The organism is Levilactobacillus namurensis (genome assembly GCF_032197885.1).
In the GTDB taxonomy this organism is placed as follows: Bacteria; Bacillota; Bacilli; order Lactobacillales; family Lactobacillaceae; genus Levilactobacillus; species Levilactobacillus namurensis_A.
In genome coordinates, this window is sequence record NZ_CP134159.1 from 1,339,555 (window position 1) to 1,354,452 (window position 14,898).

The window sequence follows — 14,898 nt, forward strand, 5'->3', positions numbered from 1 at the left end:
GGTAATCTCCTTTGCAATTTAAACGTGATCAGCTCAATGATTAGGCTAGTAGCTGATCCACGGCCGTTAGATAAGGAACTAGCGGCTGAATTTGCGGGGGCAACAGGTACCCGTGGTCAACGATTTCTTGATAAGGAATCGACTTCCGACCACCGGACACTTGTGCGTCCCAAAAGGTGAACAACTCGGCGGCGGGGTAGAGATAAATCTCGTCGTGAGCAACAAATTTAATGATGGCAAAACAAATACCACCCTGAGCGGTACAGGCCCGTAAGTGGTCGATCTGATGTTGATGGAAGTTCTTCAAGGGGAACGACGTTTTATTGCGCGTTTCCTTCGCATCAAAATCAAGATAATGTCCCCGATAGACGCCATTATAGTCGGTCGTAGACGCCGTACTGAAGTAAGCCTCCTTAATCACTGCGGCGCTACGCTTAGGATAATCGACTTTAACGATCTTAATCGGGGTAGGTTTCTTATGAACGACCGCGAGACCCTGAGTTTCGTAGTATACATTACTTTCATTGAGTGCCTCTTCCAAGGACATTCCCCGTTTACCGTAGTTAGTATAGGTGCTCGAGAAGTGGGGGTGTTGCTTGGTCGCAGGCGCTCGGTAGGCATGCCCATTGGGATACCGGATGGTCATGGTGCCTCACACTCCTTCAGGCTGGTCGGCCCAGTTAAAATCATTATACCAAGGTCACCCCAAAATAAAAACTCCTAAACCCAATCGATACGCGCTCAACGAATAAAAAAGTTGGCGTATCGATTGCCCGGTCGCTTCTTTTTCGCTACACTAAAGGTAGTGTTTCTACATTAGAGGAGGGTGATGTGGTGAGTCGGTTATGGCTTACGGGGTACCGTAGTTACGAACTAGGCGTCTTTGGTGATCAAGATCCCAAGTTACTCGTGATCAAGGAGACACTGAAAAAGCTACTGATCGATAAAATTGAAAACGGCACGGACTGGTTAATCACCGGTGGTCAACTAGGGGTTGAGCAATGGGCAGCCGAAGTAGGGCTGTCCCTTAAAGCGGATTATCCTGAACTTAATGTGGCCATGATGACGCCTTTTGCGGATTTCGGTCATAATTGGAACGAAACCAATCAGGCCAAGTATTTGCAAATTGCCAGTCGGGTTGATTTTCATCAGTCGGTTAGTGCACAACCCTATCACGGGCCCCAACAATTAAGAAACTATCAAGAATTTATGTTAAGCCACACGGACGAAGCCGTCTTGGTTTATGATTTAGAAGTACCGGGCAAGCCTAAGTATGATTATCAAGCCATTGACCGGTTTCAGGAGCGCCACTCGTACCCCCTTACATTGATTGACATGGATTGGTTACAAGAGAGCGCCAACGAATATCAAGAAAATTTGAAAAATAGTTCCCAATTTGATTAAAAACTGGTATTATATTAATTGCCGGTTCGATAAGACAACGAGGTGTAGAGATCAATGGAAAACGTTAATTTTACTCCTAAGGAGATTTTACAAAAGCAATTCCGCCAAAAGATGCGGGGTTACGATCCAGACGACGTTGACAGCTTCTTAGACAACGTTATCAAGGATTACGACACTTTTGTTAAAGAGAATCAACGGCTTCAAGACGAAAACGAACGGTTATTGGCAAAAGTCGATGAGTTGACCAAGCAGGTTCAAGTCGGCGGGAGTCAACCGCAAGCCGCAGCAGCCAATCCGGCATCTTCAAATGTCACCAATATGGACATTTTGAAGCGGCTCTCCAACTTGGAACGGCACGTTTTCGGTTCACAACTAGATAATGATCCAAACGAGTCACATCGTTTGTAAAATTATATTTTGACGGTGTAGATCCTGGGTAATTGCGGTCGGCTTATGTCGGCTGAGGAAAGTCCATTCTCGCACAGGCTGCGATGCCTGTAGTGTTCGTGGTCGGTGAAAAAATAAGCCGGCGGGCGTGCTTGCACGTTACGGCGGAGGAAAACGGCTAAGGCTTCGGCTATGTCCGAGTACTCCTGAAAGTGCCACAGTGACGATACGGTTAGGGAAACCTAATCGGTGGAACGCGGTAAACCCCTCGAGCGGGAAACCCAAACTTTGGTAGGGGAGCTTCACGTATGGAATTGAACGACGCGTGGGGCAGACAGAGATGTCTGAGATAGATGATTACCGCCACAACATGGTTGCCTGAATGATGTTGTGGTACAAAACATGGCTTACAGGGATCTGCACTTAGTCAGGTGGTGAGGGCTTCGGCTCTCACTTTTTTTATGCACTAAAACACGGCTTTTAACCTTTTCGCCGTTAGCAGATGTTATGATAGACTACAGATAGTGCTCCTCGAAATAGCCCAAAGTTATGGCTTCGTGAATGACTATGCGATAACTAGTCAGGCATGTATCGAGAATTTCTGAACTAAATCAACAGGAGGACAACATGGAAAAATTTCATTTATACGCAGCAACTGCCGCCGGGGTCGAGGCCTTAGCGGGGCGCGAACTTCGCGAGATGGGCTACCAGACCCAAGTCGAAAATGGTCGTATCCGCTTTGACGGCACCATTGAAGACATCTTGAAGACCAACCTCTGGTTACGGACGGCTGATCGTATTCGCATTATCGTGGCCGAATTTGACGCCCGGACCTTCGATGAGCTATTTAACGCAACTCAGGCGGTCGCATGGGATCAATTTCTTCCCATGGACGCAGCCTTTCCCGTTGAAGGGCGCTCACAAAAGTCCCAGTTGCATAGTGTTCCCGACGCACAAGCAATCGTTAAAAAAGCGGTCGCGACTAAGCTGGCGGCCATCTATCACCGACGGACGCGGTTACCCGAAACCGGGGCCACGTACCCGTTGGAAGTCATCATTAATAAAAACCACGTTCTTTTAACCTTAGACACGACGGGCCCTAGTCTCTTCAAACGGGGCTACCGGGTCGGTAAGGGGGGCGCGCCTATCAAGGAAAACATGGCTGCGGCCCTGATTGCACTGACCAGCTGGCACACCGATATGCCGTTCGTTGACCCAGTCTGCGGATCTGGTACGATTCCGATTGAAGCTGCCATGATTGGACGCAACTTGGCTCCCGGTTATAACCGCGACTTCCTTTGTGAGACTTGGGACTGGATCCCTAACGAACTCAGTCGGCAGGTGCGTGCGGAAGCTGATGCCCAGGCGGATTATGACACGCCCCTCCAAATCTTCGGTAGCGACATTGATGGCCACATGATTGCCATTGCCAAGCGAAACGCCGAGGAGGCGGGACTTTCACAGGATATCACGTTCAAGCAATTGGCGGTTCAGGACTTCACCACGGAATTGCATCACGGTGTCATCGTTGCGAACCCGCCTTACGGAGAACGGTTAAGTGACCAAGCCGGGGTACGCGAACTCTACCGACAGATGGGACAGGTCTTCAAGCCCCTCACGGATTGGTCGAAGTACATCTTAACGGCTGACCTTGAATTCGAACACTTCTACGGCCAAAAATCCACTAAGAAGCGGAAACTCTATAACGGGGCATTGCGGACAGACTACTTCCAGTTCTGGGCACAACGGCGGCCCCGTACCAAGGCGGCGAGTCAACGTGATTAAGTCAGATTGCGTCTTTTGCCAAAAAGACGACCTTATCATGGAAAACGACTTGGCCAAAGCGTTCTGGGATCTGCACCCGGTGCGACGGGGGCACCTATTAATCGTCTCCAAGCAACACTATGCTACCTTTTTTGAGATTCCAAGCGACACCCTGGCGGCCATGAATGACTTGTTAGATCAGGCCAAGGCCTACTTAGACCGGACTTACCATCCGGCTGGGTATAACATTGGTGTTAATACCGGAGCGGCAGCGGGTCAGACCGTCATGCACGCCCACGTTCATTTGATTCCGCGGTACCCCGGAGACGTTAAGGATCCGCGGGGCGGTATCCGCAAGATGATTCCAGCAGCGGTGCGGCGGCATCGTTAAGTTTAAGTTCACTAAAATCCTCCTCATCGACTTCGTGTTGAAGCTGATGAGGAGGATTTGGTTTAATGACGCATTAGGATGGCGTGAACGACTAATTCCGGCCGTTCCTCGGGGAGCCAATGCCCGCCGTTGACCACCATGAAATGGTAGGGTGCCGCGATGAAGTCTGCCGTCTTCTCAGCCGCGGCTGCGCCCAGAAAAGCGTCGTGTTGCCCCCAAACGAAAACCGTGGGGACGTGAATCTGGTCGTCCGGCGTCGCGGGCTGATCTCGTAAAAATAACGCGCGGTACCAGTTTAGCGGCCCCGTTAACTTGGCTGGCCGCTGAAACTTTTGGCTGAGTCGGCTGGCTTCGGTAGCGTTTAGCCCCGAGCGCCGCAAGAGTCGTCGCAGGTACTGCGCCACCACGCGCTCTGGTAGCTGGGGGACTTGAAAAAGGCCCACGTAGGCACTACGGAAAAGTTGGGTGCTGTGCCGGTAAGCCCACAACATCGCCTTAGGGTGCGGGGTGGCAACGACGGTCAGCTGCTTAATGCGTTGCGGACACCATTGAGCAATCTTCCAGGCCAGTTGTCCGCCCCAGTCGTGGCCGACCAGGTGGACACGTTGGAGCTGTAACGTATCTAACAAGCCAATGATATCAGCGGCCAGATGATCGGTCCGGTAGGCGGTGCGCGCTACGGGACTAGCCTGTGGGGTGTAGCCACGCATTTCTGGAATAATGGTTCGGTACCCCGCCGCCACTAACCGCTGACTTACGGCGCGCCAGCTTTGGCCATCTTCGGGAAAACCGTGTAAGAGCACGATGGGGTCCCCCGTCCCGAACTCGTGGTAAGTGAGGCGTAACCCAGCGCGGTGATAGGTCTTTAACATCTTTGAATCTCCCTCCTAGTGTCCTTCCCATTTTACACGTTTCCGCAACGTGAGTCAGTTTACGAATGGAGGACGCCCAACTTTTGGTTTTGGATTGCCGTTAGTGCAGGGACTTGCTATGATAAGTCTTGTCCAGAAGACATTGGCCACTCCCTTTAACCAGGAGTGGCTGTTTTAATTTCTGCTGGATGGATGTGGTCCGGGATTTAGTTCGGTTATTAGCGTAAGCAACGTCTGAGAGGCCGCCAAGTTAACTTCGATTGCTAAACTATGTTAGGATTTCTAACATAAAAGAGCGGAGAGGGCGGTTGCATGAATTTAGCAAATACGGCGTTTGTACTCATTGCCAGTATTTTGGTGCTCTTTATGACACCGGGATTGGCATTCTTCTACGGTGGTCTGGTCACGGCTAAAAACGTGGTCAATACGATGTTGTCGGTCTTTATCATGACGGGAGTCGCCATCCTCTTATGGATTAGTCTAGGCTACACGATGGCCTTTTCTGGCGACATCTTGGGTGTTGTGGGAAATCTCAAGCACGTCTTTATGGCCGGGATTAACCTAGCCAGTCTGACACCCACTAAGATTCCGGTAGGGGTCTACTCGTTATTTCAAATGATGTTTGCGATTATCACACCAGCCCTGTTTGTGGGGGCCATCGTCGGTCGGATTCGCTTCAAGTTCTTACTGGCGTTTCTGGCGGCGTGGTCCATTCTGATCTATTATCCGATGGTCCACTTGGTCTGGAGTCCCACTGGTTGGCTAGCTAAACTGGGGGTCCTAGACTTCGCCGGCGGAACGGTCGTGCACATCAACGCGGGGGTAACGGCGCTGGTTCTATCAGTCTGGCTGGGCCGGCGGTTAAAAATCGATAGCCAGCATCACTATAACCTGCCTTGGGTCCTGCTAGGAACCGCTATTCTGTGGATTGGCTGGTACGGATTTAACGCGGGAAGCGCGCTAGCCGTTAACAGCGTTGCCGTTCAGGCGGCATTGACCAGTACCATCGCAACGGGGACTGCGATGGTGGTCTGGATGGGACTCGATATCTGGACCACGGGCAAACCAACCCTAGTCGGCGTCTGCACCGGGACCCTTTGTGGGTTGGTGGGTATCACGCCAGCGGCCGGTTACGTCACCCTGTTAGGGTCCATCGCAATTGGTGGCCTTGCTGCTATCACCAGCTTTTACTTCGTCAACGTTTTGAAGCCGAAGTTAGGCGTCGATGATGCCCTAGATGCCTTCGGGTGTCATGGGGTCAGCGGGATCGTCGGCAGTATCCTTACCGGTGTCTTTGCGACTAAGAGCGTGAACTCGGCGGTAACCACCAACGGGTTGGCCTACGGTGGCGGGTTCCACTTACTGGGTATCCAGTTACTGGCCACGGCATTCACCATCATTTTCGTTGCGGCCATGGGGTGCCTGCTGATCTATCTCTTACGACTCGTGATGCCAATGCGGGTCAATGCGACCGAGGAAAGGCTGGGACTGGATCAGGGCGAACATGGCGAACGGGCCGACTACACGATTGAACTCAGTGAACGGCTGAGCACCTACACGGCCGACCAAGAACGCTATGCTAACGAGTTCAAAGGCCAACTCCAGCACTTACAGCATCACTCGTCAACTCATTCGGTCTAGACCCGAAAAGTTAGTCGATTTGCTTAAGATTCTCTCATGGGTTTGCGTTGACCGTGAATCCTTGCTATCCTATAAAACGTGGTAGGGGCCACATGATTTTAATTTGAAATTCTGGGGGAATAATAATGACAAAAGATGGGTTAACGTTAATCATACTTGTCGTTTTGGCGGTCTGCCTGCTGAGCTTAGTTCTGATGAAGTCCCTCTTATGGGCCATCGGCTTTCCAGCAGCGTTTGCCTTACTGGGGATCGCCTGCTATGGCGTTGAAGCGATGATAACGAAAAATAAACAACACCAAACTAACGCTTAGAGCAGCGTTGGGCAGACTAAAGGCGGCCAGTGAGCCGTCTTTTTGTGTTCACTGGTTACTAGGTGCGGTACAATAAACCTTAACATCTAATCAATCGTAAGGAGGAACCGCTATGCACGCCCCACAACCCATTGAATTAGTGACCATGATGCTCATCGAAGAGCCGACCACACACCAGGTCTTGGTCGAAGATAAACGCAACGTCCCCTGGAAGGCCGGTCACAGTTTTCCGGGAGGACACGTTAAAGTTGGTGAAAGTAGCTTAACGGCTGCGATTCGAGAGGTCCGTGAAGAAACGGGGATTATGGTTCACACTGCGCAGTTCTGCGGTACCTGTGAATGGTTCGATCCCGATAGCAATCGCCGAAAGTTGGGGTTGCTCTACCGCAGTGCGGACTTTGACGGGACTCCCCGTGACAGTAACGAGGGGCGCGTTTATTGGCTGGATTGTTCAGCGTTAACGATTGCGAATAGTGCCGAGAGTCTGTTCACCTTGCTGAAAGTCTTTGACGGCGAAGCTACGGCCGTGGTCAGTCCGGTCTGGGATGGGCCTCTGAAAGTAGACACCGGTCATGATCAGCAGTAATGCGTCAGTCGCTGTTCACCGCGGATAACGGTGTGTTTAATCCGGCTACCCAGCAGGATTAAGCCTACTTTATTATTGAAAGCGGTTACAAATTGGCGTAAACTAAACGTAAGGGAGAGAGATCTAAGGAGTGATAATCGTGAAATCAACGGTCCAAACCCAACGCTGGTACGGTTACTTCTTTATGGGCATTAGTGGTGTCGCGGCATTGCTGGCTCTGGGGTTAACGATGCCAGTTATGGAACATGCATTGTTGTTGACCACTGCTTTAGCACTTTTAGTTTATGGCTTCACGTACCAACCTCACGTTAGTCGTGGTTGGTGGCGCGTCTTACTCGGTATTAGTTTAGTCGTTATGGCGGTTGACCTGATTATGGTTCTGACCGTCGCGGCAGAATTTGTTCCGGCTCTCTTTAGTTTTGCCTTACCGTTTGCCTTTTTAAGCGTCTTGTTAGGCTTCTTACGTCGGCGAGTTGCTTAAGATCCAACGATAAAAAGAGGCTTAAGTCTCTACAAAAAGGGTGGGTCAGTGAGAATTTTCGAATTCTCGCTGACCCACCCTTTTGATATATGTGAGAAAACTGATTTTACTTTAGTAATCGTGTAAGAGTAGCTTTGTTCTGGGGTATCGATAGGCTCGGAATCATCTGTATGCCGACGTCTCCCATATTGGCACCGAGCTTAGGAAGGTTATTCAAATTGAAATTTACAAGATAGATACGGACGCCTCCTTGAACAACCTCGAACCCTAATTTTTCTAAATTCTTTATGTCAGTTATGAAAATCAAAAGATTTGAGACTCTTGGGATAGAGGGTAACGGATCAAGAACATATTGCCCTGGTAGCTCAAAGCAAAGAATAAGTCCGATTCAAACAAGCGCTAATTAAATTGTACAACGTGTTTGTTACTCCATTGATGTAACAAACATCTTTTCTACCGCTTACACCAGACCACGGAACCGAATTCTTACAACTAGAAACGGTCCGTGAACAGCTAGGCGTCACGATTTATTGGCCGGACCCATACTCACCAGAACAACGTGGGACCAACGAAAACATCAACGGCTTAATTCGAGAATATTTTCCTAAGGGTCAAAGTCTTAATCCACGAACTTTATTGGATATAAGCCACTGTCAGTGGGAACTCAATCACCGACCTAAAAAGATTCTTAACTACCAGACCCCTGAGGAATTTTATTTGATAAAGTGTTGCGCTTAGTTTGACAATTCGTCAGAGGGAAAACATTTCTACCGGTACCAAGACCCACATAAAATCCCACGTTTTGTTTAGGAACAGCCTCTTCTATAATTTTTTCTATAGGCAAGGGTGTCTTTTGTCATTTCACTCTTTTTTGTAGTATTCATCCCACGCCTTGTCATCATCATCAAGTTTCATTTTTTCTTTCCTTTTTGTTTTAATCCTCGGTACGTATAGGCATGGATTGATACACCCGCTGTTAAAATGAACATGAAAAAGGATATGAGACCATTGGAGGACACTGCTGCACGACCAAACATGGTTGGTCCAAGAATGTTTTGCATTTGCCCGCCTAGATTGATGGCACTCAAATCAGTCGTTAAGGATTCGGAACGACTATAGATGACCATGTACATTGCTAATGCAGCGCTACTAAATAACTCGGCCAAAATCTGACTCACTATTAACATTAATAAGGCTATTAAAATGAACGCTTCAAATCGCGTAACGGTTGTTATTGTTGTAATAAAGAACGAGACAGATATTATTATCCCAGATATAATCCACAATTTATCGTATCTTCTATTTTCCGTGGCCCAAGTGTTTACTCTTCCTTGAAATAAGGAAATAACTATTGTATTTAAAATAAAGGCCAACGGTGACAACCAACTGTAACGTTTAAAGTTCATGACAACTATCAATGGAATATATACACTTAATAAAGTCCTGTGAAAAGAAAATAAAAAATTTTCAATAATAAGCAATCTTCTGAATCGATTTGATAACGCAGATTTTATCATCTTTATCGATAGTGTCTTTTTCAAAGATTTACGAGATGCTATAGTCACATCTTTCAATGCCACTCTGTATAAAAAAATCACTAGTAAAAAAGACAATGAGTTGGCAACCACCGTGGGAACTAGCCCCAAGTGTAGAGCCAGTAATATAAAACTAAATCCAGATCCTAGTCCATAACCCATGTTTCCCGGCAACATCATTTTTCCCATTAAACCAGTGGCATCCTTTTTGGATAAAGGAGCAATTATTAGGCTTCTAGTTAAAGATGCAGCGGATCTATCTATGATTCCAAACAAAGACATATAGATTAAGAATTGAAGGTTCCCCTTGATAAGTAGCCAGCATAGGGCACCAATCGCTCTTAGAAAATAAGAAATTGAAAATAGTTTAAGTCGCCCATATTTATCTGCTAAATATCCTATTGGTATTGATGCCATCATTCCAGTTATTGCGGATAGGGTAAGCCCTAATCCAATAGTGCCTGGAGATACTTGATTATACGTAGAGAAAAAGATTGTTGATATACTAACGAATGAACCAGTCCCAAATGAATCAATTCCTGAAGAAAATAATGCAGCAAACTGTATATTATTTTTAAGTCTTGGTTTTCTTTCCACAGGTGGGGCACCTCAGATTTGTTGGACTAGATATTCTATAATAATCATTCTGGAAATTTAAACAGCACATTAAATAGCCTCTAACTAATTTTCCTTTTTTCAAAGCAGTTTTCAATGCCTCGTTAGCACCCATCACCCCAGCAATTTCTGTTCCAATACCTTGTTGATGTGAATCTAGTCCTTATTCGATTGGAATACAAGTAAAGTAGCTAAAAGAAGAATTTACGAGCTGTCACAATCGTGACGTACCTCACTTGAACTCTACGTACTTAAGGTTCCCTGGTTTATTCTCTATCTGTCCAGTCAGTTCCTATGTTTAATTTTCTATCTCTTTTCGTCAGTGCTAATGTGATACTAGTGAAGGTCGAATAATGCAGTTGGCGACGATTACGAAAAATCCTATTTATATTCTGGAATGATTCAGTTTTTTGGTAAAGTGTCAAGGGCGGTTTAAAAATGTAAGTTTTGGGCGGTTAATTAACGCCTTTTAATCGATAAGATTTTCCGGTGATCTTGACGACATGCACATGGTGAACTAAGCAGTCAAGGAAGGCATGGGGCAATTACTAAGCTACTGTTTGAATGGAGAAGGGGAGTCGGCAGACATATAAGCGAATTACCTAATGGTTCGATCAACATAATCGAACCATTGACCCGACTAAAATTCTATCTAACCTGAACATGGATACCGAGATATCCTTCAAGACAACGCTCAAACGAGTTAAACGGATTATGCCCAGGTTAGAGATCCGGTGCCAATCAAAGATCAAAAGGCATCACCGATTCAGGGAAAACGAACAATACATTCAAGACAACATCTTAAACCAAGATTTCACGGTTAAAGCAACAAACCAAGCCTGGTTATCAGATTCGACCGAACTGAGCTATGGGGTTTACGGAGAGAACAAAGTACGATTGTACGCCCACGGAAACTGCGGAATCTGAGGTTCAAGTATTCCAACGAGCTTTTAATCAGATTGGCGATATTCATCCATTCATCAGCAAGAAACGGCCTTACCCCAGCAAAATACTGGGGTAAGGCCGTTTAGCGAAACACAAAATTATCTTATTTCATACGTCAACTTGACAGGGACCAGCTCACACTTAGCCTCTTTTGCGATTAAACCACTACGCAAAGAGGGTCACAAGAATATCCCAGGTCATGTGCACGGTGATGCCCGGCCATAGGGAACGGCTCTTGGCGTACAACCAGCCGAAGATGGCGCCCAAGATGGCCACAGAAACCAGATTGCTGATCCAAGTCAAAGGACTCATCGGGGGAACCGTCGTCAGGTAACGGGGAATGTGCATCGCCGCAAAAGCAATGGCTTGTAAAGCATTCGCCCACGCAAACGAGAAGTGTTTCAGTAGGGCGTTAAAGACATAGCCGCGAAACATCATCTCTTCTGTAATCCCGACGACCAGGAAGTACCGTCCCCAGTATTCCGGCAAAAAGGTGTGGGCGACGCGAAGCCCGTGGTGGACTAGCCAGAATTGGGCCAGTAGGTAAACCACCATAACCGCCCAAATGACGTAACCCGCCGTAAAGGACCAGTTAGGATGCCATTGTTTTTGCGGATCGACTGCTAGGGATTGGGGGCCGGCTTGGCGAATCAACCACCAAGCACACCCGCACCAAACGAACAACTTGATGCCATCAAGAACGATTTCTTGGGGCCAGCCCGTTAAGTGGTGTTCAATTGGGACGTTGATCAGCGATTGAACCCCTAACCAGATCACCCAAAAGATGATGACCTGGATAAATAATCGACGTTTTGAAAGTGTATTTGCCATGAATCATACTCTTTTCTCAGTTATTTTAAGCTTAATTCCATTGTAAGCCTAAGAACTGGCGTGGCGTGTAAAAAAAGCGTAAAGTCGTTTAATTTAAGCACTATGTTATCATTGTTTACATTCGATGTATACGGTGGTAACATGAAGGCTGAAATAGCTTTAAACAACGTATTTTCAAGGAGGCATTAGCGATGCGTCGTCAGCCCTATCACCGTAAAAATTTAGCCGCCGCCATCCGGCAGCATGGCCGGGAAGTCCTCGAAAATCAGGGGGTAGCACAGCTTTCCTTACGCCAATTAGCAAAGTTCTTGGACGTGACGCCCGCCGCCATCTACCGGCACTATCCGGACAAGGCCGCGCTGCTCACACAACTGCATCAAGATATCCTAGCCGACGTTACGGATCAGTTAGCTCAGGGAATCTTAACATCGCCCGATGCCCAGACCATGCTTACGCGTTTCGTCACCAATTTACTGACTTACGCGAAGGCTCATCCCCAAGCCATTGCATTTGGCCTGACGGCACCATGGCCGGTTCCCCAGAGCCTACAGACGGTGCTGGCACTATACGCCACTCAGCATCACCTGACCGGTGTATCTCCCCAAGCCGTTGCCGCCGTGTGGACCTTCTTGTTAGGCGTCTTAGTACAACCTCAGCAACCGCTGACCGTTGATTGGACGGTTAACGCTTTAAAAAAATTAGTCGCGATTCCTACATTAAAGGCATCTGATTCGAGCGAAACCGCCGACAATTTTTAATGAAAATCGCTTTACTTTCTAAAAGTAAGTGATAAACTAAGACTCAGTGTTAATCAGTCGCAACTTAGCCAGACAAACTTTACAAGTGAGGTAAATCATCTATGAAAACCCAATTAATCGATTTAATGAAACAACGTCGCAGTATTTACGCATTAGGCCGGAACGTCACGGCAACTCAAGCTGAACTGATCGACTTGATTGAAGACGCCATCAAGCAGGCCCCAACGCCATTTAATAACCAGACCACGCGTGCCGTGATCTTGTTCGGCGACTCCCACGAAAAGCTCTGGGACATCGTGATCAACCGGTTGAAGCAAGAAGTTCCTGACGAAGCTGCCTTCGCCAAGACGACCGCTAAGATCAACGCCTTCAAGTCTGCCTTCGGAACCGTGCTATTCTTCACGGAATCCAAGACGGTCAAGGAATTTGAAGACAACTTCCCACTTTACGCGGACAACTTCCAAGACTGGTCCGAACAAGCGCAAGGGAACGCCCAATTTGCGGTTTGGACGGCCTTAGCTGAAAACGAGATTGGCGCTAACCTCCAACACTACAACCCACTGATCGACGACCAAGTTCGCGAGGCTTTCAACTTGCCAGCAAGTTGGAAGCTCCGGGCTGAAATGGACTTCGGGTCCATCGAATCCCCAGCCGGCGACAAGGACTTCATGGCTGACGACGACCGGTTCTTAGTCTTCAAATAAAGCTTAACTTAAGAAATAGCCCCCGACGCCCGTGAATCCACGGTGTCGGGGGCTATTTGCGTCTTAAATACTAAGTCTGGGACCAGAAGATATGCTAGAATGAAAGCGAAGCATGCACCTGATAACTTAGGGGGTCAGCATCTCATGGAAAAACGAATTGCAATTATCGGTGGCGGTATCGTGGGCGCCACCGCAGCTTATTATCTCAGCACGTTACCCGGTCATCCCAACGTCCAAGTGACGTTGTTCGATTCTGGTACGGGACAAGCCTCGAAGGCCGCAGCGGGCATTATTTCCCCGTGGCTATCCAAACGGCGTAACCAGCAGTGGTATCGACTGGCGAAAGATGGCGCAGATTTGTATCCCCAGTTGATCCACGATGCCCACTTAGGCACCGACGTGTATCAGCAGACGGGGACCATCGTCACACGTGAAGTCCCAACCGACCTTGAGGCCTTAGCTGACTTAGCCGTTAAACGCCAAGCAACCGCCGCAGGGATGGGGCGGATCACGACGTTATCGGCGCAAGAGGTCCAACAACGGGTGCCACTCTTAACCGCACCACAACCCGGTGTCTTCCTAAGCGGTGGCGCCCGGGTCGACGGGGCTGCGTTGGTCAACGCACTGTTAACCCGAGCCAGTGAGCAAAACCTCACCGTTCGGCACGAAGCCGTAACGCTGACGCCCGACGAACGGGTCGTCTCCTCACTAGGCGCCCGGCAGTTCGACCGAGTGATCGTAGCCGTCGGTGCCTGGACCAAAGACCTGCTGGCCACCTTAGGCGTTACTGCCCGGGTTCGGCCACAAAAGGGCCAGCTGATTGAACTGGCGGTTAAAGACTACCCGTTACAAGAAAACATGCCGGTCGTCATGCCGGAAGGTGAACGCGACTTTATTCCATTTGGCCACGGCCATCTGATCGTGGGGGCTACGCATGAAGATGATAAGGGCTTTGATTTAACGCCCGATACGGACGTCACGGAAGACCTCCTGGCGAGTGCCCAACGGCTGGTCGCGAACGTGACCGCTGCCGATATTACGACTGTGCGGGTAGGGACCCGGGCTTACACCGATGACTTTGCGCCGTTCTTTGGCCCGATTCCCGACCACGAGCGCTTCTTAGTTGCTTCGGGATTAGGCTCTTCGGGGCTGACCACCGGGCCACAGATTGGTCGCTTACTAGCCGGATCTGCTTTGTATGGTGGAACACCGGACTGGAGCGAATACGAAAAACCATTAACCACTTACTTAACCCCTTCTCTCGCATGAAGGGCTTGATTTGCTAAGGTATGGGCCCCTTGATTCTGCTTTTCCGGGACCCATTCCGTTAAGACCAATTGAAAGGAGGCTTGGGCCGCCAATAACCGATCGAGTTCAACTTGATAATGCTTGGCATACCGTTTGGCAAGACTCTGGCTGACGATTTGACTGTCCGTGTGAAAGAGCACGCTGGCCGTTGCGGCCGCGTCCCCCAAATGGGTGCGTAGCCGTTGAAAGGCGAGGGTCGCCACTTCAAACTCAGCGGTATGATTATCAGTGGCGGCCAACGCCACTTTTTGTTGGGTCTGCTGATGATCATGCACGATTAGGATGCCACCGGCGCTAAGCCCCGTCTGGGGTTGGGTCGCTGCATCCGTATATAATGAATACACTAGAAATCACTCCAATTTTTA

At 48.6% G+C, this 14,898-nt stretch carries 17 protein-coding genes, 1 other RNA gene and 1 pseudogene; 13 read left to right on the forward strand and 6 right to left on the reverse strand.

Annotation, left to right across the window (positions count from 1 at the left end; all coding sequences use genetic code 11):
• Positions 1-40 precede the first annotated feature (40 nt).
• Complete coding sequence (gene recU / locus RIN67_RS06420) at positions 41-646, reverse strand: Holliday junction resolvase RecU (RefSeq protein ID WP_056943801.1); 606 nt, start codon at positions 644-646, stop codon at positions 41-43.
• Positions 647-834: 188 nt separating this feature from the next.
• On the opposite strand from recU, the gene RIN67_RS06425 reads away from it, so the two are divergent.
• The 5 genes from RIN67_RS06425 (at position 835) to RIN67_RS06445 (ending at position 3,946) form a co-directional block, all read left to right on the forward strand.
• The gene (locus RIN67_RS06425; RefSeq protein ID WP_264998793.1) at positions 835-1,404 is read left to right on the forward strand and encodes an SLOG family protein; all 570 of its coding nucleotides are present in this window, start codon (positions 835-837) and stop codon (positions 1,402-1,404) included.
• 54 nt (positions 1,405-1,458) lie between these two features.
• The gene (gpsB, locus tag RIN67_RS06430) at positions 1,459-1,812 is read left to right on the forward strand and encodes a cell division regulator GpsB (RefSeq protein ID WP_024746351.1); all 354 of its coding nucleotides are present in this window, start codon (positions 1,459-1,461) and stop codon (positions 1,810-1,812) included.
• Between the two features lie 20 nt (positions 1,813-1,832).
• Positions 1,833-2,206, forward strand: an RNA gene (gene rnpB / locus RIN67_RS06435) — RNase P RNA component class B.
• A gap of 212 nt (positions 2,207-2,418) precedes the next feature.
• Positions 2,419-3,576 carry a THUMP domain-containing class I SAM-dependent RNA methyltransferase gene (locus RIN67_RS06440; RefSeq protein WP_264998794.1) on the forward strand — a complete coding sequence of 386 codons (1,158 nt, stop codon included), beginning with the start codon at positions 2,419-2,421 and terminating at the stop codon, positions 3,574-3,576.
• Positions 3,569-3,946: an HIT family protein gene (locus RIN67_RS06445; protein ID WP_264998795.1), complete on the forward strand. Its 378-nt coding sequence runs from the start codon at positions 3,569-3,571 to the stop codon at positions 3,944-3,946. The genes RIN67_RS06440 and RIN67_RS06445 overlap by 8 nt, the downstream gene beginning before the upstream one ends.
• Positions 3,947-4,008: 62 nt before the next feature.
• Here RIN67_RS06445 and RIN67_RS06450 read toward each other — a convergent pair whose 3' ends face one another.
• Entirely contained in the window at positions 4,009-4,818 is an 810-nt protein-coding gene (locus RIN67_RS06450) for an alpha/beta fold hydrolase (RefSeq protein ID WP_264998796.1), read from the reverse strand.
• A gap of 312 nt (positions 4,819-5,130) precedes the next feature.
• On the opposite strand from RIN67_RS06450, the gene RIN67_RS06455 reads away from it, so the two are divergent.
• The 5 genes and pseudogenes from RIN67_RS06455 to RIN67_RS06475 all read left to right on the forward strand — a co-directional run.
• A complete protein-coding gene (locus tag RIN67_RS06455; protein WP_264998797.1) occupies positions 5,131-6,459 on the forward strand; it encodes an ammonium transporter in 1,329 nt (442 codons plus the stop codon).
• Between the two features lie 125 nt (positions 6,460-6,584).
• Positions 6,585-6,770, forward strand: a complete 186-nt coding sequence (locus RIN67_RS06460; protein WP_024746346.1) for a hypothetical protein — start codon at positions 6,585-6,587, stop codon at positions 6,768-6,770.
• A 112-nt stretch (positions 6,771-6,882) separates the two neighbouring features.
• Positions 6,883-7,356, forward strand: coding sequence for an 8-oxo-dGTP diphosphatase (locus tag RIN67_RS06465; protein ID WP_264998798.1), 474 nt, complete (start codon positions 6,883-6,885; stop codon positions 7,354-7,356).
• 139 nt (positions 7,357-7,495) lie between these two features.
• Positions 7,496-7,837 carry a hypothetical protein gene (locus tag RIN67_RS06470; protein ID WP_034544796.1) on the forward strand — a complete coding sequence of 114 codons (342 nt, stop codon included), beginning with the start codon at positions 7,496-7,498 and terminating at the stop codon, positions 7,835-7,837.
• A gap of 453 nt (positions 7,838-8,290) precedes the next feature.
• Positions 8,291-8,580: pseudogene (locus RIN67_RS06475) on the forward strand (IS30 family transposase); the annotation flags it as partial.
• 168 nt (positions 8,581-8,748) lie between these two features.
• Here RIN67_RS06475 and RIN67_RS06480 read toward each other — a convergent pair.
• From RIN67_RS06480 to RIN67_RS06485, 3 genes are all read right to left on the reverse strand, one after another.
• Positions 8,749-9,969, reverse strand: a complete 1,221-nt coding sequence (locus tag RIN67_RS06480) for an MFS transporter (RefSeq protein WP_264998799.1) — start codon at positions 9,967-9,969, stop codon at positions 8,749-8,751.
• 473 nt (positions 9,970-10,442) lie between these two features.
• Positions 10,443-10,532: an ATP-binding protein gene (locus RIN67_RS13370; RefSeq protein WP_313825971.1), complete on the reverse strand. Its 90-nt coding sequence runs from the start codon at positions 10,530-10,532 to the stop codon at positions 10,443-10,445.
• Between the two features lie 565 nt (positions 10,533-11,097).
• Positions 11,098-11,763 (reverse strand): CPBP family intramembrane glutamic endopeptidase, encoded by a 666-nt coding sequence (locus tag RIN67_RS06485; protein WP_264998800.1) that lies wholly within the window; start codon positions 11,761-11,763, stop codon positions 11,098-11,100.
• A 191-nt stretch (positions 11,764-11,954) separates the two neighbouring features.
• On the opposite strand from RIN67_RS06485, the gene RIN67_RS06490 reads away from it, so the two are divergent.
• The 3 genes from RIN67_RS06490 to RIN67_RS06500 all read left to right on the forward strand — a co-directional run bounded on the left by RIN67_RS06490 (position 11,955) and on the right by RIN67_RS06500 (position 14,494).
• Positions 11,955-12,521 (forward strand): TetR/AcrR family transcriptional regulator, encoded by a 567-nt coding sequence (locus RIN67_RS06490; RefSeq protein WP_264998801.1) that lies wholly within the window; start codon positions 11,955-11,957, stop codon positions 12,519-12,521.
• A 101-nt stretch (positions 12,522-12,622) separates the two neighbouring features.
• Positions 12,623-13,225: a nitroreductase family protein gene (locus RIN67_RS06495; RefSeq protein WP_024746342.1), complete on the forward strand. Its 603-nt coding sequence runs from the start codon at positions 12,623-12,625 to the stop codon at positions 13,223-13,225.
• A gap of 144 nt (positions 13,226-13,369) precedes the next feature.
• Entirely contained in the window at positions 13,370-14,494 is a 1,125-nt protein-coding gene (locus tag RIN67_RS06500) for an NAD(P)/FAD-dependent oxidoreductase (RefSeq protein WP_264998802.1), read from the forward strand.
• On the opposite strand, the gene RIN67_RS06505 is transcribed toward RIN67_RS06500, so the two are convergent.
• On the reverse strand, positions 14,470-14,877 hold the full coding sequence (locus RIN67_RS06505; protein ID WP_107739912.1) for a ribonuclease HI family protein: 408 nt from the start codon (positions 14,875-14,877) through the stop codon (positions 14,470-14,472). The genes RIN67_RS06500 and RIN67_RS06505 overlap by 25 nt on opposite strands.
• Between the last annotated feature and the right edge of the window lie 21 nt (positions 14,878-14,898).